General features: G+C 68.0%; 20 protein-coding genes and 3 tRNA genes. All 23 read right to left on the bottom strand.

The window, feature by feature from the left end:
- Nucleotides 1–111: 111 nt before the first annotated feature.
- Nucleotides 112–1059 carry a hypothetical protein gene (locus tag ACWPOB_RS14570; protein WP_455401253.1) on the bottom strand — a complete coding sequence of 316 codons (948 nt, stop codon included), beginning with the start codon at nt 1057–1059 and terminating at the stop codon, nt 112–114.
- 20 nt (nt 1060–1079) lie between these two features.
- A complete protein-coding gene (locus ACWPOB_RS14565) occupies nt 1080–1673 on the bottom strand; it encodes a hypothetical protein (RefSeq protein WP_455401318.1) in 594 nt (197 codons plus the stop codon).
- 95 nt (nt 1674–1768) lie between these two features.
- A complete protein-coding gene (locus ACWPOB_RS14560) occupies nt 1769–3016 on the bottom strand; it encodes an MCE family protein (protein WP_455401317.1) in 1248 nt (415 codons plus the stop codon).
- Nucleotides 3016–4296, bottom strand: coding sequence for an MCE family protein (locus ACWPOB_RS14555; protein WP_455401252.1), 1281 nt, complete (start codon nt 4294–4296; stop codon nt 3016–3018). The genes ACWPOB_RS14560 and ACWPOB_RS14555 overlap by 1 nt, the downstream gene beginning before the upstream one ends.
- The gene (locus ACWPOB_RS14550; RefSeq protein ID WP_100056098.1) at nt 4293–5543 is read right to left on the bottom strand and encodes an MCE family protein; all 1251 of its coding nucleotides are present in this window, start codon (nt 5541–5543) and stop codon (nt 4293–4295) included. The genes ACWPOB_RS14555 and ACWPOB_RS14550 overlap by 4 nt, the downstream gene beginning before the upstream one ends.
- Nucleotides 5543–6538: an MCE family protein gene (locus ACWPOB_RS14545; protein ID WP_100056097.1), complete on the bottom strand. Its 996-nt coding sequence runs from the start codon at nt 6536–6538 to the stop codon at nt 5543–5545. Before ACWPOB_RS14545 ends, ACWPOB_RS14550 begins: the two co-directional genes overlap by 1 nt.
- Nucleotides 6535–7614 carry an MCE family protein gene (locus tag ACWPOB_RS14540; RefSeq protein WP_100056096.1) on the bottom strand — a complete coding sequence of 360 codons (1080 nt, stop codon included), beginning with the start codon at nt 7612–7614 and terminating at the stop codon, nt 6535–6537. The genes ACWPOB_RS14545 and ACWPOB_RS14540 overlap by 4 nt, the downstream gene beginning before the upstream one ends.
- Nucleotides 7611–8978 carry an MCE family protein gene (locus tag ACWPOB_RS14535; protein ID WP_100056095.1) on the bottom strand — a complete coding sequence of 456 codons (1368 nt, stop codon included), beginning with the start codon at nt 8976–8978 and terminating at the stop codon, nt 7611–7613. Before ACWPOB_RS14535 ends, ACWPOB_RS14540 begins: the two co-directional genes overlap by 4 nt.
- Entirely contained in the window at nt 8975–9835 is an 861-nt protein-coding gene (locus ACWPOB_RS14530) for an MlaE family ABC transporter permease (RefSeq protein ID WP_455401251.1), read from the bottom strand. The genes ACWPOB_RS14535 and ACWPOB_RS14530 overlap by 4 nt, the downstream gene beginning before the upstream one ends.
- A gap of 4 nt (nt 9836–9839) precedes the next feature.
- Nucleotides 9840–10640, bottom strand: a complete 801-nt coding sequence (locus ACWPOB_RS14525; protein WP_006931311.1) for an MlaE family ABC transporter permease — start codon at nt 10638–10640, stop codon at nt 9840–9842.
- A gap of 8 nt (nt 10641–10648) precedes the next feature.
- On the bottom strand, nt 10649–11746 hold the full coding sequence (locus ACWPOB_RS14520) for an ABC transporter ATP-binding protein (RefSeq protein ID WP_455401250.1): 1098 nt from the start codon (nt 11744–11746) through the stop codon (nt 10649–10651).
- Between the two features lie 318 nt (nt 11747–12064).
- Entirely contained in the window at nt 12065–12451 is a 387-nt protein-coding gene (gene rplL, locus ACWPOB_RS14515; protein WP_100056094.1) for a 50S ribosomal protein L7/L12, read from the bottom strand.
- 105 nt (nt 12452–12556) lie between these two features.
- Nucleotides 12557–13090: a 50S ribosomal protein L10 gene (gene rplJ, locus ACWPOB_RS14510; RefSeq protein WP_006940886.1), complete on the bottom strand. Its 534-nt coding sequence runs from the start codon at nt 13088–13090 to the stop codon at nt 12557–12559.
- A 372-nt stretch (nt 13091–13462) separates the two neighbouring features.
- Entirely contained in the window at nt 13463–14176 is a 714-nt protein-coding gene (gene rplA, locus ACWPOB_RS14505; protein ID WP_100056093.1) for a 50S ribosomal protein L1, read from the bottom strand.
- Between the two features lie 131 nt (nt 14177–14307).
- A complete protein-coding gene (gene rplK / locus ACWPOB_RS14500) occupies nt 14308–14742 on the bottom strand; it encodes a 50S ribosomal protein L11 (RefSeq protein ID WP_003937618.1) in 435 nt (144 codons plus the stop codon).
- Nucleotides 14743–14812: 70 nt separating this feature from the next.
- The gene (gene nusG, locus ACWPOB_RS14495) at nt 14813–15664 is read right to left on the bottom strand and encodes a transcription termination/antitermination protein NusG (RefSeq protein ID WP_455401249.1); all 852 of its coding nucleotides are present in this window, start codon (nt 15662–15664) and stop codon (nt 14813–14815) included.
- Nucleotides 15665–15710: 46 nt separating this feature from the next.
- On the bottom strand, nt 15711–16136 hold the full coding sequence (secE, locus tag ACWPOB_RS14490) for a preprotein translocase subunit SecE (RefSeq protein ID WP_100056091.1): 426 nt from the start codon (nt 16134–16136) through the stop codon (nt 15711–15713).
- A 32-nt stretch (nt 16137–16168) separates the two neighbouring features.
- Nucleotides 16169–16241, bottom strand: a tRNA-Trp gene (locus tag ACWPOB_RS14485).
- Between the two features lie 174 nt (nt 16242–16415).
- Nucleotides 16416–16841, bottom strand: a complete 426-nt coding sequence (gene hadB, locus ACWPOB_RS14480) for a (3R)-hydroxyacyl-ACP dehydratase subunit HadB (RefSeq protein WP_100056090.1) — start codon at nt 16839–16841, stop codon at nt 16416–16418.
- Nucleotides 16828–17403, bottom strand: a complete 576-nt coding sequence (gene hadA / locus ACWPOB_RS14475) for a (3R)-hydroxyacyl-ACP dehydratase subunit HadA (RefSeq protein ID WP_006940869.1) — start codon at nt 17401–17403, stop codon at nt 16828–16830. Before hadA ends, hadB begins: the two co-directional genes overlap by 14 nt.
- An 87-nt stretch (nt 17404–17490) precedes the next feature.
- The gene (gene rpmG, locus ACWPOB_RS14470) at nt 17491–17658 is read right to left on the bottom strand and encodes a 50S ribosomal protein L33 (protein ID WP_003937613.1); all 168 of its coding nucleotides are present in this window, start codon (nt 17656–17658) and stop codon (nt 17491–17493) included.
- 58 nt (nt 17659–17716) lie between these two features.
- Nucleotides 17717–17792, bottom strand: a tRNA-Met gene (locus tag ACWPOB_RS14465).
- Nucleotides 17793–17836: 44 nt separating this feature from the next.
- A tRNA-Thr gene (locus ACWPOB_RS14460) sits at nt 17837–17909 on the bottom strand.
- Between the last annotated feature and the right edge of the window lie 103 nt (nt 17910–18012).

Here is an 18012-nt window from a genome sequence, read left to right as displayed (position 1 = left end):
GCCCGACCCCGGGCGCCCAGGACGCGTATTCGTGCGTGCGTACCGATAGAGTGACCGCTCACGCCGCCCGCGTCAAGAGCAACCAGGCCGATTGTCCCGTCGGAACGTCCGTCACCGGTCCCGGATCTCGGAGACCAGCCACTTGCCGTCGATCCTCTCCATCCGCACCAGCAGCGGCGCCGACGCACTGCCCTGGGCGACCGCGTCGCCCGTCGCGCTGACGCTGATGAACGCCGCGACCTCGGCGCGGTCGTCGTCGAGCATCGACGCACCGATGTGGTCGATCCGCACCTCCGTCGCGGTGTGCGTCTGCACCGCGGCCTGCTTGGTGACCTCCGCGGTCAGATCGAACTCCTCCCGCATCGGCGGGGTGAGGACCTCGCGGATCTCGGCGAAGTCCTGGTCGATCGTCTCGTGGTTGTAGCCGTGCATCGTCTCGATCGCATTGCCGGCGGCAGCGGTGACCTCCGCCGTCGCGGCGCTGTTGACCCACGCCTCGTTGCTCACCGTCGCGCCGGGACGGGCGGCAGCGACCGCGGCGAACGCACCGAGTGCGACCGCGGCACCGCCGAGGATCGCCACCGGGCGCCAGCTGCCGCGCGCGACGGTGCCGCCGGGCTGCTCCCCCGGCTCCGGCTCCGCTCCGGCGTCCCCGACCGGTGCCGGCGTGCGCAGGCCGGGACCGCTCTTCCGGGCCGTCTCGGACCCGGAAGCCGTGGGGGCTTTCCCGGCCGGCTCCACCGGGGCCGGTGTGGGCGCCTGCGGCGCGGTGGTCGCGGTCGTCGCGGGCCCGGTCGCCGCGGGTCCGGTGGTCGCGGGCCCGGTCGTCGCGGGCCCGGTCGTCGCGGGCCCGGTCGTCGCGGGCCCGGTCGTCGCGGGCCCGGTCGTCGCGGACCCGGTCGTCGCAGGCCCGGTCGTCGCGGACCCGGTCGTCGCGGACCCGGTGGTCTCGGGGCGGGCGGCACCGCCCGGGGCCGGGGTCCGGCCCGTTCCCGCGATCTTGGGCCGCCGGCCCCTCGGGGGACCCATCGGATTGGGCTTGCGACGCTGCGGGGGCACTACACACTCTCCTTCATGGCTCACTCGCCTCCGGCGGATCCGGGATCGGCCGGTGCGGGCGCAGGATCGCCCGGTGCGGGCGCGGGATCGGCCGGTGGCGCGGGTTGCTGCGCTCCTTCCACGGGGCCGCCGCCGAGCTGCACCGAGTCCAGCGGCTGGATCGTCTCCGCCTTCCAGATGTCGCCGTCCTTGCGCATCGCCACGTTCACGGTGACCTTGTTCTCGACGAAGTTGTCGGGCCAGGTGGTCTTCACCGCCAGGACAATCAGGGCGTTCGCCGTGTTCGCGTCTGTGTCCAGCGCCGTCAGGGAGCCGAACAGCACGTTCGCCGACATGCCCGTGCCCGTCTGTGCCACCTGCTGACGGATCTGCTGCTCCGTCGCGGCCAGGTCGTTGTTCAGGGCCTCACCGGTGATCGACGAACGCATGTTCTCGATCGACCGGTCGACGTCGGCGGCGTCGACGCTGTTGAGGTTGATCGCGGCCTGCATCGCCCCGGACAGGGCGGCGTCCCGCGCATCGGCCGTCGGGCGGTCGGCGAGCAGGGCCCGCCCCCATCCGACGCCGAACCAGGCGGCCGCCACGAGGGCGATCACCGCCAGCACGCTCACCACTGCCAGGACGATCCTGCGTATCTTGTCGCCGCCCGCCCCCGCCGTCTGCGGGGGACGGGACGTCGTGTCTGCGGTCACTGCACCAACCTACTTACCTACTTCGGGGTGACTCCGAGCAGCGGCGCGAGCTGCGTCGCGATCGGATTCAGATTGAGCTTGTCCGGATCCTGCTTCGGCGTGAAGTCCCACGGTTGGATCGTCGCCGGGTCGGCGAACACGATCCGGTTCGCGCTCCGCACGCCGGTGACGCTGCCCTGCGGGGCCTCACAGGACGCCTCCGTGTTGAACGGAAAGTCCTGTTGGGTGTCGTCGAAGTTGGGATCCCGGCGCTGCATCTCGTCGAGGATCGCCTGAGTGCCCTCGTACCCGAGGGTGCACGACGGCGGGTTGTTCGTCTCGAGCAGGATCCCCTGCCGGACCGCGCCGTCGCCGGGCGCCACCGTCCCGGCGCTGGCCGCCACGGCCGGCAGGAACGCGAGCAGCGGCTGCAACGCGACGGCCTGCGGGCCGAGCTTGTCGCCGAGCAGCGCCAGGTTCGTCAGGTTCGCCGTCAGGCCGGGGCCCGAGTCCGCGACCAGCTGAGTGAGCTCCTCGCTCGCCGCCGTCCCGGTCTCGAGGAGGCGACGGACGTCCGGGTCGCTGTCGCGCAGCTGCGCGGTCACCAGGTCCAGATCCGCGCTGAACTGCCGGATCGCCGACGCCTGCACCGACTGGGTGTCGAGCACCGTCCGACTGTCGCGGATCAGCGACACCGTCTGCGGCAGGTACTGCACACCGGCCTCGCTGAGCTGGGCCAGGGAGTCCACGAGGGTCTGCAGCTGGCCACCGCGGCCGTCGAACGCCGCCCCCAGTTCGGTCACCACCGTGCGCAGCGAGTCCACCGGCACCGACCGGACGAGCGCGTTCGTGCTCACCAGCAGGTCCTGCACGGGCACGGGCACGTCGGTGACGTCCTGCCCGATGACCGATCCCGCTTCGAGGTAGGGACCCTCGTCGGTATCCGGTTGCAGATCGACGTACTGCTCGCCGATCGCCGACCGGTTCGCCACCACGGCACGGGTGGACGCGGGGATCTGCGGCCCGCCGTTGTCGAGGAGCAGCGTGACGTCGATGCCGTCCTCGGTCAGGCCGAGTTCGCCGACCCGCCCCACCGGCACGCCCCGGTAGGTGACCTCGGCGTTGGTGAAGATGCCGCCCGAATCGGCGAACCGTGCGTGGACGGTGTACTGCCCGAACCCGAGCAGGTTGTCGAGGCGGACGTACCGCGCGCCGACGAACACCACCCCGAGCAGCGCGATCACCACGAACGCGACCAGCTGTATCCGCAGCATTCGCGATCTCATCATCGCCCTCCCCCGACTCCGAGCTGGTTCAACAGGCCCTCCAGCGGATTGGCCGGCACTGGGTCGTCGCCGGTGTCCGCCGCCGCGGCCGGCTGACCGGGCAACGTCACCCCCGGCGGCAGTTCGAGTCCGACGGGCAGCGTCGGCGCCGGCAGCACCGGCAGCAGCGAGACCGTCGGCCAGCCCGGCCTCGGCCCGTTGCCGTTGTAGTACGGGTTCGACGGATCCACGACGGGCTTGGGCTCGCCGAACTTCGGCTGCCGGTAGACCGGCTCGCCCTGACCGACGCCGAGCGAGGCCAGCGCGTCCCCGATCTGCAGGTCCACGGCGAGGAACAGGTTGACCGAGCCACCGAGGGCGATCTTCTCGACCCCGTCCGGGAACGGCACCGTCGGGATGAACGGCAGCGCCTTCACCAGATCGTCGCCGGAAGCGGCGAGCTGCTGCAGGGTGGGGCGCAGGGCCAGCAGGTCGGCGATGAGGTCCTCCTTGGACTGATCGAGCACGTCGGTGCCCACCGTCCCCAGGCGGTCGAGCTGGCCGAGCAGTTCGGTCAGCTGGGGCCGCTGCTGTTCGAGCACCGCGGTGGCCACCGGCAGGTCGTCGAGGATCGCCGCGATGCGGTCGTTCTGTTCCGCGACCCGGACGGTGAGCACATCGAGGCCGTCGAGGGCGCGGGTGATGTCGTCGCGTTGCTGGTTGAGACCGTCGATGAGCCGATCCGCCTGTTGCAGAAGGCTCTTCGTGGTGCCTTCCCGGCCCTCGAACGCGGTGGACAGCTCCTCGACCACCGGCTGCAGCTGGCCGACGCCGCCGCCGTTGAGCAGCAGCGAGAGGGCGCCGAGCACGGGCTCGAGTTCCGTGGCGTGCCGGGTCCGGTCCAGCGGAATGACGTCGCCGTCGGCGAGCAGTTCGCGCGACGGGTCGCTCGGCGGCGGACTTAGCTGGACGAACTTCTCGCCCAGCAGGCTGGTCTGCTCCACCGCGGCATACGCGTTGGCCGGCAGCTCCACTGCCGAGTCGACCACGATCCCGACGTCGGCGGTCCACCCGTCGGGACCGACGGCGACCGTCTCCACCCGGCCGACGGGCACGCCGTCCACCTTGACGGTGGACTGCGGCACGAGATCGAGCACGTCGTCGAACTGCACGGTCACGTGGATCGGGTCGGACCCGACGTCCGCACCACCGGGCAGGGGGAGGCTCGCAGCCCCGCCGCACCCCGACACCGCCAGGGCCGTCACGCAGGCCCCGGCACCGAGAATCGCCGAGCGTCTCACTGTCCGCCCCTCTCCAGGTCCAGGCGCGGTGACTCGACACCGGGCACCGTGCCGGGAACCACCCGGCGCTGGATGTTCTCGCCGCTCAGGACTCCGAACGGCAGGATCAGATCCGGGGTCCGGACGTCGTTGGTGATCTGCTCGGCGAGGCCGGAACACTGATCGATCAGCGGCTGCATCTGCCGGCCGAGCTGCTCGAACCTCGGGTCACCCGGCACGAGCCGACCGAGGTCGATGAGCTTGCACATCACGCCCGCCGGATCCTGCAGATCGGTCACCACCAGGCGGGAGGCGAGCGACCCGGACTCCGCGTCGTAGGAGTTGACGAGGTTGCTCACCGCCAGGGGCAGCAGGGTCAGCGAGTTCACCAGTGAATCCCGGTTGGCGGCAAGGTTGTTCGTCACCGGGACCAGAGCGTCCACGTTGTCCTTCAACGCCGCCTGATTGTCGTTCACGAACTGCGCGACCACCCCGAGCGACTCCGACAGCTGGTTCAGCGCGAGCCCGAGATTCTCCCGCTCGCCGGCCAGATAGCCCGACAGGTCCGACAGCTGCGCGTTGAACTCGCGCACCTGCTGATCGTTGGCCGCCAGCGCGGACACGAAGACCTGCAGGTTCTCGATGGTGCCGAACAGGTCGCCGCGCGACTCGTTGAGCGTGCGCGACGCGGCGGAGAGCTGCTCGATGGTCTGGCCGAGCGCGGCACCGTTGCCTTCGAGATTCTCGGCGCCGGTCTCCACGAACCGCGTCAGGGCACCGTCCTTGTTGGCGCCCTCGGGACCGAGCGCCCGCGACAGCTCGTCGACGCTGGCGTACAGCTGGTCCACCTCCACCGGGGTGGCGGTCCGTTCCCGCGGGATGACGGCGCCGTCGGCCATCGTCTCGCCACCGGTGTACACCGGGGCGAGCTGCACGTAGCGGTCCGCGACGACCGACGGGGTGATCTGCACGGCCTTGGCGTCGGCGGGGATGTCGACGCCGCGGTCGACACGCATGTCCACCCGCACCTGGTCCCCTTCGGGAACGACCGCGGTGACCTTGCCGACCTCGACGCCGAGGACCCGGACGCCGGACCCCTCGTACACCCCGACGGCCTTGTCGAAGTACGCCGTGATCTCGGTGGTTCCCATGCGGTTGAAGACCCACCACAGCACACCGGCGATCAGTACCACGGCCGCGGTGATCGCGGCGATCAGCAGCACCATCGGGCCGCGCCGTGAGCCGCCACCGGACTCGGCATGCGACATCAGTTCTCTCCCAACGTGCGAACCGGATCGCGGTATCCGGGGATCTCGGGCAATCCGGGCGGAATGAGGTTCACGACGACCTGGTCGAACCAGCGGCCGTTGCCGACGACATTCGAGTACAGCCGGACGAACGGCTCGTACAGCTTCATCGCGCGGTCCAGATCGTCGTTGCGGTCCTGCAGGATCTGCACCACTCCCCGGAGCTGGTCGAGCGCCGGGCCGATCGTCGCCTCGTTGTCGCGGACCAGACCGGTCAGCTCGGCAGACAGCCGCTGCGTGCCCGTCAGCAGCTGCGAGATGGCCTGCTGCCGGTTGTTGAGTTCTGCGATCAGCAGGGCGCCGTCGCTGATCAGCCGGTTGAACTCCGCGTTGCGGTCGGCGAGAATCTGCGAGGTCCGGCCGGTCGCCTCGAGCAGCCGTTTGAGCTCCTGGTCCCGGCTCGCAACGGTCTGCGAGAGCCGGGTGACTCCGTCGAGCGAGGCCCGGATGTCGTCCGGTGTCTGCGAGAACGCCTCCGAGAGCGTGTCGAAGCTCGTGGCCAGCTGTTCCGAGTCGATCTCGCCCAGGGTGGTGGCCGCGGACGAGAACGCCTCGATCACGTCGTACGGGGCGACGGTGCGCGACAACGGGATCCGATCGTCCGGGTCGAGCACCTCGGTGCCCCGCGGCTCGAGGGCGAGGTACTTCTGGCCGAGGATGGTCTTGATCTGGATCGAGGCCGAGGTGTCGTTGCCGAGCCAGGCGTCCTTGACCTTGAACGACACGAGCACCCGGTCGCCGTCGAGCTCGATGTCGGTGACCTGACCGACCTTGACTCCGGCGATGCGCACCTCGTTGGTGGGCTTGAGGCCGGCCGCCTCGGTGAACTCCGCCCGGTAGGTGGCGCCGGCCCCGATGATCGGCAGCGAGTCCAGGAAGAACGCCGACAGGGTGGCCAGCAGGACCACGAGAATCCCGAGGGCGCCGGACACGGCCGGACTGCGACGTGTGCTCATCGTCCCTGCAACTCCTGCATCCCGTCCTGCGTGCACCGCTTGGCGGCGTTGGTGTAGATCGGCTGGTTCACCGTGGGCAGGCCGGTCGGCAGGTTCAGGTACGGAACCGAACCCGGGCCGGCGATCACGTCGATGCCGCACAGGTAGAACTGGAACCACGACCCGTAGCTCGCGACCCGGCCCAGCTTCTCGAGCTTGACCGGAAGGGTGGCGAGGACCTCGTCGACCGCGTCGCGGTTGCTGTTCAGGTTCGCCCCGAGCTGCTGCACCGCCGTGACGGAGCCGGCGATGGCCGGCCGGGTCGGCTCGAGCAGATCGGCCGTCGCGTCCGTCAGCCCGGCCAGCGACTGCACGGCCGCACCCACCGTGTCGCGGTCGGCGGCCAGCCCGCTGACCAGCGCCTGCGTGTTGACGAGCAACGAGTCGAGCTGATCGTCCCGCTCGTTGATGTTGGTGAGCACCGAGTTCAGGTTGTCGATGACCGCACCGATCACCCGGTCCTTGTCGGCGATCGTGTTGGTCAGGCTCGCCGTCGTGCGCACCAGGTCGTCGATGGTCCCGGCCTCGCCCTGGAACACCTGGACTATCTGCGACGACAGCGTGTTGACGTCCTCAGCGCTCAGGGTCTGGAACAGGGGCCGGAACCCGTTGAACAGGGTGGTCAGGTTCACGGCCGGCTTGGTGCGCTCCAGCGGGATGGTGTCGCCACCGGTCAGCTTCATCCCCTGCATGCCCTCGCCCTGGTCGAGGGCGATGTAGCGCTGGCCGACGAGCGTCCGGTAGCGGATCGTCGCGGTCGTCGCGGCGGGCAGCCAGTCCCGGTCGGACATCGAGAACGTCACGCGCGCCTCGCGCCGGTCGACGATCTCGATCTTCTCGACCTGGCCGACGCGGACGCCGGCGATACGGATGTCGTCGCCCTTGTTGAGCGACGTCACGTCCGTGAAGATCGCGTGGAACTTCGTGCCACCGCCGCCGCCGAGGCTCGCGATGGTCGCCGCGAGCATTCCGGTGGCGAGGATCGTGACCACGGCGAAGACGATCAGCTTGATCAGCGGTGCTGCCAGGCCTCTCATCGGAAGCTCACCTCCGTTCCACGCAGTGCGGGCGCGCCCAGGCGCGTCGTCCAGGTCGGCACGTCCTCGGGCGCGATGCCCGTCGCCTCCGCGTACACGACGCCGAGGGTGTCCTGCTCGGCACGCGACCCGGTGTACGAGACCTGCGTCGTCGCCGGGGTCGTCCCGATCAGCTCGCCGACGTCGTCCGGCACCCCGGACCCCTCGGGCGCCGGGAAGTACGACATGGTCTCCGGGCCCGGGTTGCGGGACGGCACCTGGTAGGAGCCGTCGTTGACCGAACCGCCGGGGTACTGCGGGAAGAACCGGCCCGGGGCCGTGACGTTGTCGTAGCAGGTGGGGCCGCGGACGTCGAGCAGGCGCGGCTCGTCCTGGTTCGGCAGGTACCGGCCCTTCGGATTGACGAACTGGACACTCGCCCGCACGCCGGGGAACGGATCGTCGGCCGCGAGCACCCCCGCAGCCGCAGGTGCCGCGTCGGCGAAGCCCTTCAGCATGCACGGGTACGACGGCGAGTACCGGGCCAGCAACTGCAGGGCCTGCTTGGAGTCGGCGGCAATGCTGATGATCGAGCCGGCGTTCTGCTCGAGCAGCCCGGCGGTCGCCGACGACGCCCCCGTCGCCGTGACCAGCAGCGTCTCGAGCTGGTTCTCCTGTTCCACCACGGTGTTGCCGGTGGTGCGCAGGTTGTCGAGGGCGCTGATCAGATCGGGCGCGGCGTCGGAGTAGGTCTGGGAGAAGTCCGCGAGCCCGCGCAGGTCCTCCTGCACGGCCGGGAGCTCCACGTTGACCTCGCGGAACACCTGCTCGAGCCGGTCCACGGTCTGCCCGAGGGTCTCGCCGCGGCCGCTCAGGCCCTGGGCCAGGGCGCCGAGGGTGTTCGCGAGGTCCTGCGGCGGGATGGCCTCGAGCAGGGGCAGCAGCCCGTCGAGCACCTCGCCGAGTTCGACGGTCTCGGCGCTCGTGTCCTGCATCAGGGTGTCCCCCGCCTGGATCGGGCGCGCCGGCCGGTCCGGGAGGATCAGCGAGACGTAACGCTCCCCGAACAACGTCTTCGGTAGCAGCTGTGCGGTCGCGTTCGCGGGGATCAGGCCGGCCTTGTCCGGTTCGAGCGCGAGATGTGCGGTCACCGTCCCGCTCTCGGCCGACGTGCCGCGCACCTCGCCGACGATCAGTCCGCGCACCTTCACGTCCGCGTTCATCGGCAGCGCGTTGCCGACCTCGTCGGTCACGAGGTCCACCTCGACGACCTTCTTGAACGTCTTGTTGTACATCGCGATGGTGACGAACAGGAACAGACCCAGCACGACGAAGAACAGCAGGCCGAGAACCCTCCGCTTGAGGGTCGAGGGAGTCGGGTTCATCCGGCCACCCTCACGGTCGTGGTCGTGCCCCAGATGGCGAGGCTGAGGAAGAAGTCGAGCACGGCGATCGTGACGATCGCGGTGCGCACCGCACGGCCGACGGCCACGCCGACGCCCGCGGGGCCCCCACTGGCGTTGAAGCCGTAGTAGCAGTGGATGAGGATCAGGAAGAAGGCGAAGACGAGGACCTTCCCGAAGGAGTACAGCACGTCCTCGGGCGGCAGGAACAGATTGAAGTAGTGGTCGTACGAACCCGACGACTGCCCGTTGAACATGGTGCTGATCACGCGTGTCGCGAGGTACGCGGCGAGCAGGCCGATGATGTACAGCGGAATGACGGCGACGAAACCGGCGATCATCCGGGCGGTGACGAGGAACGGCACCGACGGCACCGCCATCACCTCGAGCGCGTCGATCTCCTCGCTGATCCGCATCGCACCGAGCTGGGCGGTGAAGCCACAGCCCACCGTCGCCGACAGCGCCAGGGCCGCGACGATCGGGGCGAGCTCACGCGTGTTGACGTACGCCGACAGGAAGCCGGTGAGCACCGAGGAGCCGAGCTGCTCGAGGGCGGCGTAGCCCTGCAGACCCACGACGACGCCGGTGAAACCGGACATCATGGCGATGACGCCGATGGTGCCGCCGATGACGGCGAGCGCGCCGCTGCCGAAGGTGACCTCGGCGAGCAGCCGCAGCACCTCCTTGCGGTAGTGGACGAGGGTGCGCGGGGTCCACGCGATGGCCCGCGCGTAGAACGACATCTGGTCGCCTGCCCGATCCAGCATGTCGAGAGGAGCGCGCACGATTCTGCGCCCGCGGAGCCAGATGACGTCTCCGCGGCCCTTTGCGATTGTCATCGAGTCAGGATCCCTTCGCCGGAACGATCTGCAGGTACACCATCGTCAGGATCAGGTTCGCGAAGAACAACAGAAGGAAGGTGATGACGACGGTCTGGTTGACGGCCTCGCCGACCCCCTTCGGTCCGGCACCGGGGTGCAGGCCCTTGTAGGCCGCGACGACGCCGGCGATGACACCGAAGATCGCCGCCTTGATCTCGGCCACGTAGAGGTCGGGCAACTGGGCGAGGGCCGAGAAGGACGCCAGGTAGGCGCCCGGGGTACCGCCCTGCAGGATCACGTTGAAGAAGTAGCCGCCGGCGATGCCGACGACGGAGACGAGTCCGTTGAGCAGCAGCGCGATGAGAACCATCGCGAGCACGCGCGGGACCACCAGGCGTTGCACGGGGTTGATGCCGAGCACCTCCATGGCGTCGATCTCCTCGCGGATGGTGCGCGATCCGAGATCGGCGGTGACCGCGGAGCCGGCCGCGCCGGCGATCAGCAGCGCGGTCACGATGGGACTGCCCTGCTGGATCACGGCCAGCACGCTGGCGGCGCCGGTGAACGACTCCGCGCCGAGCTGCTTGATCAGCGACCCGGTCTGCAGCGAGACCACAGCGCCGAACGGGATTGCCACGAGGGCGGTGGGCAGGATCGTGACGCTCGCGATGAACCACGCCTGCTCGATGAACTCGCGGAACTGGAACGGCCGGCGGAAGGTGTTCCGCACGACGTCGACGAACAGCTCGACGATGTTTCCGGCCTGGGTGAGTGCACCGTGTATCGGACGCACGAACGAGCTGGTGCCCGATCCGACCCCCATGTGTGCTCCTAGCTTCTGTGGCGGGCGGACTCGTCGTACCCGTCACCGGGGTACGCCGGGATGACCTGCGTGTCGTCGTCGCGGAAGGAATGCTCGGGGTAGGCCGGCGCGGCGTGCGTCCCGGCGGTCTCCTCGAAGGACTCGAGGATCGCCTGCTGAGCGGCCTCGGGCAGGGTGTGCAGGATGTGCCGCACCCGCTCCTGCCGGCGCCACACCGCCTGCCGCTCGGGCATCCCCGGGGTGGCCTTCATCTGCGGCACGATGCCCTCGACGTCCTCCACCCCACCCGCGTGGTGCCCGGCGTCTACGAGGGCCTGCTCCTGCGCCATCGTCGCCTCGTCCTTCTCCTCCGACATCCCGATCGGCCCGATCATCGTGCCGTTGAGGAACTGCTTGACCACCGGCTCGTCACTGGTGAGCAGCACCTCACGCGGACCGAACATCACCAGCTCCCGGCGGAACAGCATCCCGATGTTGTCCGGCACCGTCCGCGCCAGGTTGATGTTGTGCGAGACGATCAGGATCGTCGCGTCGATCTCGGCATTGATGTCGATCAACGTCTGGCTGATGTAGGTGGTGCGCACCGGATCCAGCCCCGAGTCCGGCTCGTCGACCAGGATGATCTGCGGATCGAGCACCAGCGCCCGCGCCAGCCCGGCCCGCTTGCGCATGCCGCCGGAGATCTCCCCGGGCAGCTTGTCCTCGGCACCGAGCAGACCCACGAGCTCGAGCTTCTCCATCACGATCTTGCGGACGTCGGACTCGGACTTCTTGGTGTGCTCGCGCAGCGGGAACGCCACGTTGTCGTAGAGGTTCATCGATCCGAACAGCGCACCGTCCTGGAACAGCACCCCGAACAGCTTGCGGATCTCGTAGAGCTCCTTGCTCGAGCACTGCAGGATGTCGGTGCCGTCGATGACGATCGAGCCCTGCTCGGGCCGCAGCAGACCGATCAGCGACTTGAGGAACACCGACTTGCCCGTACCCGACGGGCCCAGCAGCGCCGACACCTCACCCGCCGGCAGCGTCAACGTCACGTCCTGCCAGATCCGCTGAGACCCGAAGGACTTCGTCAACCCCTCGACAGCTACTTCGACTCCCACCATTACCTCCGCACGGCTCGATGCTGTTCCCCACTGTGGATTGCGTCACTGTAGCGCATCGAAGTGTTACCTGTGACACGGGATCCTACTAGCGAGTAAGAACACAGGTCAACTCGGGCATAACCCCCTTCGATCAGGGGGATGACCTGCGCTTATGCCGTCCCCGTGCGGCACCGAGGTCAACTTAGCGCGGATGGTTTCCGCGCGCTCGGCAAACCGGTCACGAATGCGCGAAAAGGCCGCTGCCCACGGACGTGAGTCCGTGGGCAGCGGCCTTGCCGAAGCGCTCGACCGCGGTGCGGTCGAGCAGCCGGGTTCGTCTTACTTGACGGCGACCTTGGCGCCGGCCTCTTCGAGCTTCGCCTTGGCAGCCTCGGCGGCATCCTTGGCGACCTTCTCCAGGATCGGCTTCGGAGCACCCTCGACGAGGTCCTTGGCCTCCTTCAGGCCGAGGCCCGAGACGATCTCACGGACGACCTTGATGACCTGGATCTTCTTCTCGCCGGCACCCTCGAGGATGACGTCGAACTCGTCCTGCTCGGACTCGGCCTCGGCGGCGGCGGCCGGGGCACCGGCGGCGGCGACGGCGACCGGAGCGGCAGCGGTGACCTCGAAGGTCTCCTCGAAGGCCTTCACGAACTCCGAGAGCTCGAGGAGGGTCAGTTCCTTGAACGCGTCGAGCAGCTCTTCGGTGGTGAGCTTCGCCATGGTGGCGGTCCTTCCTTGTGGATCCCATGTCGCTGATCCGCGACCGGATGGGATGCGCGCCGGGGCGCGCGGGGTGGGTGGGTCAGTGATTCGCGATGGTGCGGATCAGCTTGCGGCAGACTCCTGGTCCGCCATCTTCTCCTGCAGAGCGGCCGCGAGACGGGCCACCTGCGAGGCAGGAGCGTTGAACAGGCCGGCGGCCTTTGCCAAGTTGCCCTTCATCGCGCCGGCGAGCTTGGCCAACAGCACCTCGCGGGACTCGAGGTCCGCGATCTGGTTGACCTGATCCACGGACAGCGCAGCGCCGTCCATGTAGCCGCCCTTGATGACGAGCGCCTTGTTGTCCTTCGCGAAGGTCTTCAGGGCCTTCGCAGCGTCGACCGGCTCGCCCTTGATGAACGCAATGGCGGTCGGTCCGACGAACAGGTCGTCAAGGCCCTCGACGCCCGCCTCTGCGGCGGCGCGCTTGACCAGGGTGTTCTTGGCGACGGAGTAGGTGGCACCCTCTCCGAGAGCGCGTCGCAGCTGCGTCAGACTGGTCACCGACAGACCACGGAACTCCGTGATCACGGCGGCCGTCGAGTCCTTGAACTGCTCGGTGATCTCCGCAACCGCAGAAACCTTCTCAGGCTTTGCCATACTTCGCCTCCTCTCAGTAACAGTCGTTTTCCCGCTCGGGAAGTTCCACTCGAAATCCGCAAAATGCAAAACGCCCCGGTGCAGGGCACACGGGGCGTACAGAGAGAAAGACGGCATCGCAAGCGATGTCGTATCTCCCCTACCTCGTCCTCCTGCGTGGGCCGCCGGGCAATCCCGGACCTTCAACCGAGTCCGCAAGCGGATCCGGTGACCAACGGTCTTGGGTAGAACATGATCGGGGTGAAGATCGGCACGCGCCGAACTCCGCAGGCAAGCGTACCCGACCGGATGCGTGGACGCAAAACGGCCGGCACGGAGCAGTTCCGTGCCGGCCGTTTCGTGCGCTGACCGCGAAGACTGGAGACCAGCCTCCTACTCGGCGTCCTCCAGGAGGTTGCGAGTGCGCGACGGGTCCACCGGGATGCCCGGGCCGGTGGTGGTCGCGATCGTCACCTTCTTGACGTAACGCCCCTTCGCCGTGGACGGCTTCGCGCGCAGGACCTCGTCCAGGGCGGCACCGTAGTTCTCCACCAGCTTCGCGTCGTCGAACGACGCCTTGCCGATCACGAAGTGCAGGTTCGAGTTCTTGTCGACGCGGAAGTTGATCTTGCCGCCCTTGATGTCGGCGACAGCCTTGGCGACAGCCGGGGTGACCGTACCCGTCTTCGGGTTCGGCATCAGGCCACGCGGACCGAGGACACGCGCGATGCGGCCGACCTTGGCCATCTGGTCCGGGGTCGCGATCGCGGCGTCGAAGTCCAGCCAACCGCCCTGGATCCGCTCGATCAGGTCCTCCGCGCCGACGGCGTCCGCACCCGCGGCCTCGGCCTCGGCGGCCTTCTCGCCGACCGCGAACACGATGACGCGGGCGGTCTTACCGGTGCCGTGCGGCAGGTTGACCGTGCCGCGAACCATCTGGTCCGCCTTGCGGGGGTCCACACCGAGGCGCATGGCGACCTCGACGGTGGCGTCGTAGTTCTTCGACGAGGTCTCCTTCGCGAGCCGAGCGGCCGCGAGGGGGCTGTAGAGCGCCGAGGCGTCGATCTTCTCAGCGGCGGCGAGGTACGCCTTGCTGCGCTTTGCCATTGTTCTGTCCTAACTTGTCACCGGAAGGTGAATGGTTCGGTCGTGGTTGTCGAGCCTGGCCGGCCCTCCCACGGGTTCCTGCTCCGGGGCTTCGTCAGCCCTGCGGTGTCACAACGCGGGCGTCGCGGCACTCAGCCCTCGACCGTGATGCCCATCGAACGCGCGGTGCCGGCGATGATCTTCGCGGCGGCCTCGACGTCGTTGGCGTTCAGGTCTTCCTGCTTGGTCTTGGCGATCTCGCGCACCTGGTCCATGGTGACCTTGGCGACCTTGGTCTTGTGCGGCTCGCCGGAGCCCTTCTGCACGCCCGCGGCCTTCAGCAGCAGCTTGGCGGCCGGCGGGGTCTTCAGCTTGAAGTCGAACGAGCGGTCCTCGTAGACCGTGATCTCGACCGGCACGACGTTGCCGCGCTGCGACTCGGTCGCGGCGTTGTACGCCTTGCAGAACTCCATGATGTTGACGCCGTGCTGACCCAGCGCGGGGCCGACCGGCGGAGCCGGGTTGGCCTGACCTGCCTGGATCTGGAGCTTGATGAGCCCGGCAATCTTCTTCTTCTTCGGGGGCATCTCTATTCCTAGTTTCTTGCTCGGTGTGGTTCTTGCGTACTGCTATCGCAAGCTTGAGTGGGTCGGACCGTCAGATCTTCGACACCTGGTTGAAGGACAGCTCCACCGGGGTCTCACGACCGAAGATCGACACCAGGACCTTGAGCTTCTGCTGCTCGGCGTTGACCTCGCTGATCGAAGCCGGCAGCGTCGCGAACGGTCCGTCCATCACGGTGACGGACTCGCCGACCTCGAAGTCCACCTCGATGGCGGGCTTGACGGCGGTCGCGGCGCCCTCGGCGGTCGTGGCGGCGGCAGCGGCGGGCTTCTTCTTCGCCTGCTGCGGCAGCAGGAACTTCACGACCTCTTTGATCGTCAGCGGCGACGGGCGCGAGGTGGCACCCACGAACCCGGTGACGCCGGGGGTGTTGCGCACAGCGCCCCACGACTCGTCGTTCAGCTCCATGCGCACCAGGATGTAGCCCGGCAGGACCTTGCGGTTGACCTGCTTGCGCTGGCCGTTCTTGATCTCGGTGACCTCTTCGGTGGGCACCTCGACCTGGAAGATGTACTCGCTCAGGTCCAGGTTCTGCACGCGGGTCTCGAGGTTGGCCTTGACCTTGTTCTCGTAGCCGGCGTAGGAGTGCACGACGTACCAGTCGCCGGGCTCGAGCCGCAGCTGCTTCTCGAGGGCCTCCGCCGGGTCGACCTCCTCGGCCACCTCGTCGGCCTGTGCCTCTTCGGCCTGTGCCTCTTCGGTCACCTCGTCGGCCTGTGCCTCCACGGGCGCTTCGGGCTCGTCGCCGGCCGTCTCGTCGGTTTCGATGCCCGCCTCTGCCGACTCGTCGGCCGCGTCCGCGGTCACGGAGTCGTCAACAAAGACCTCGTCCGAAACGCGCTCTTCGGCCGAGGGCTCGTAGGAGTCGTTCTCGGGGGTGCTCACCGGGCACTTTCCTCTCGTCGATCACATTCGCCGGCACGCTGACGCGCTAACCGAACAACCAGCTGACGCCCTTCACGAACGCCAGATCCAATCCAAAGATGAGCGCGGTCATGACCGCCACGAAGACCACGACGACGGTCGTGTACGTGACCAGCTGCTTGCGATTCGGCCAGATCACCTTGCGGAGCTCGGCGAGGACCTCACGGAAGAAGCGCCGCAGGCGCTTGAAGATGTTCTCCGTGCCCTGGGCACCGGAGCGGGGGGCGGACTTGGCTGCCGCCTTCGAGTCGGGCCGCCGGGTGGCAGCCACCGCGGTCGACGCCGGAGCGGCCGAACGCCGCTGGGACCTCTTGCCGGTGGGAGCAGCGGACGCGGAGGAAGCGTCGGGGGTCGCGTCGGTCGCCGATCCGGCGTCGACAGGGTTGGAAGTCCCTGCGGTACCGCCGTCGCGCTTACCGCGCTCCTCGCTCACATCGTTCCTCTCGGTCGCTGGCCGTCCGGGGGCAGGGGCGACAGGACTTGAACCTGCAACCTGCGGTTTTGGAGACCGCTGCTCTGCCAATTGAGCTACGCCCCTTTGGTCGATGCCTCCGCCGGGAACCGGCGTCTCGATCGACCCATCTGCGACCACATGACACGCGCGCCACCCCGCGGACCGTCGAGGTCCTCGAGAGCAGCGCGCTGCGCTATGCGATCCCAGAAGTCTTAGTGTACTTCATAGCCCCGGGACAAACCCAATCCGCCCGGCCGGTCAGGCCAGACGGACCGTTGCCGTGGCCCGCCCGAAGATCTTACGCCCTTCGGACTTTGCCACGATCGCGACCACTGCTGTCTTGCTGTCCGCGTCCACCGACTTGACCTTGCCGGAGAACTCCACCTCGGCGGCCCGGTGGGCCTCGACGTAGACCGGACTGGTGAACCGAACGTTGTACTCGGTCACCGCTCCTGGGTCACCGAGCCAGTCGGTGACGAAGCCGGCCGCGATGCCCATGGAGAGCATGCCGTGGCCGACCACATCGCGCAAGCCGGCGAGCTTGGCGACCTCGTCGCTCCAGTGGATCGGGTTGGGATCACCCGACACACCCGCGTAGTTCACGAGGTTGCCGCGGGTGAGCGTGACCACCCGCCCGGGCAGCTCCTCCCCGACCGAGACGTCCTCGAACCTACGGAGCGACATGCATCATCACATCCTTGACTGCGTGGGCGATGTTCTCGTCCACCTCGCCACCGGTGCGGCCCACCAGGGTGGTCCACGTGGTCATCACGACGTTGTCGTGCTGATCCGTGATGATGTTCTTGGTGGTGATGATGTCGCTGCCGGCGGCCTGACGGAAGTCGTCGAGGTACACGTCGCAGAACAGTCGATCACCCACCTGGATGGGCCGGTGGAACACCAGCCGCTGGTCCGTCTGCATGATCTGGCTGAGGTCGTATCCGGTGACGACCTCGTCGAACAGCTTGCGCTGGGCGATCATGCCGACGATGGAGACGAAGGTCAGCGGGGCGACGAGGCCGTCGTAGCCGAGGCCCTTGGCCGCTTCCTCGTCGTGGTGCGCCGGATTGTTGTCCAGCACGGCACGCGCGTACTCGCGGACCTTCTCGCGCCCGACCTCGTAGAAGTCCTCGACGCGATAGTGATGGCCGACCATCGAGGCCGCATGTGCCGCTGCATCGAACTGGATCCCGGCCTGTTCGGTGCCGTCCACGACCGATTCTTCACTCACGGATATGCCCGTCATACGCAAAACTCCCGCAAATTCGCCCGGACGCCGGCCGGCGTGGGCGAGTTTGCGGAGAGCTCACGCGTCGACGTCGACCCTGTACGACTACTTCGACTCGCGGTGGGCGCGATGAGTGCCGCAGTTGGGGCAGAACTTCTTCAGCTCCAACCGGTCGGGGTCGTTGCGACGGTTCTTCTTCGTGATGTAGTTGCGGTGCTTGCACACCTCGCAGGCCAGGGTGATCTTCGGCCGAACGTCGGTTGAGGAGGCCACGGGATGCCTTCTTTCGCGTCAATCTGATCAACGACGATCAGGGTGGTTCATTCAACTTTGGTAGCGGTGACCGGACTTGAACCGGCGACGCAACGATTATGAGTCGTTTGCTCTACCAACTGAGCTACACCGCCTCGGTGTCGAGTGTCGCGAACAACGGCGGCACCACAATCCAGCGAGCCCCCTGACGGAATCGAACCGTCGACCTTTTCCTTACCATGGAAACGCTCTGCCGACTGAGCTAAGGGGGCGCGACCACCGTGAGCATCTCTGCTCGCTGCGGCCTCCAAAAGATTACACACACTCCTCTGCAGGAACAAAATCAGCAGCTCAGGGGCCATAAATCGGCTTTCC

Source organism: Rhodococcus sp. 2H158 (assembly GCF_053764755.1).
The sequence above is the reverse complement of the archived record's forward strand: the minus strand, read 5'-3'. Positions and strand labels throughout refer to the sequence as shown.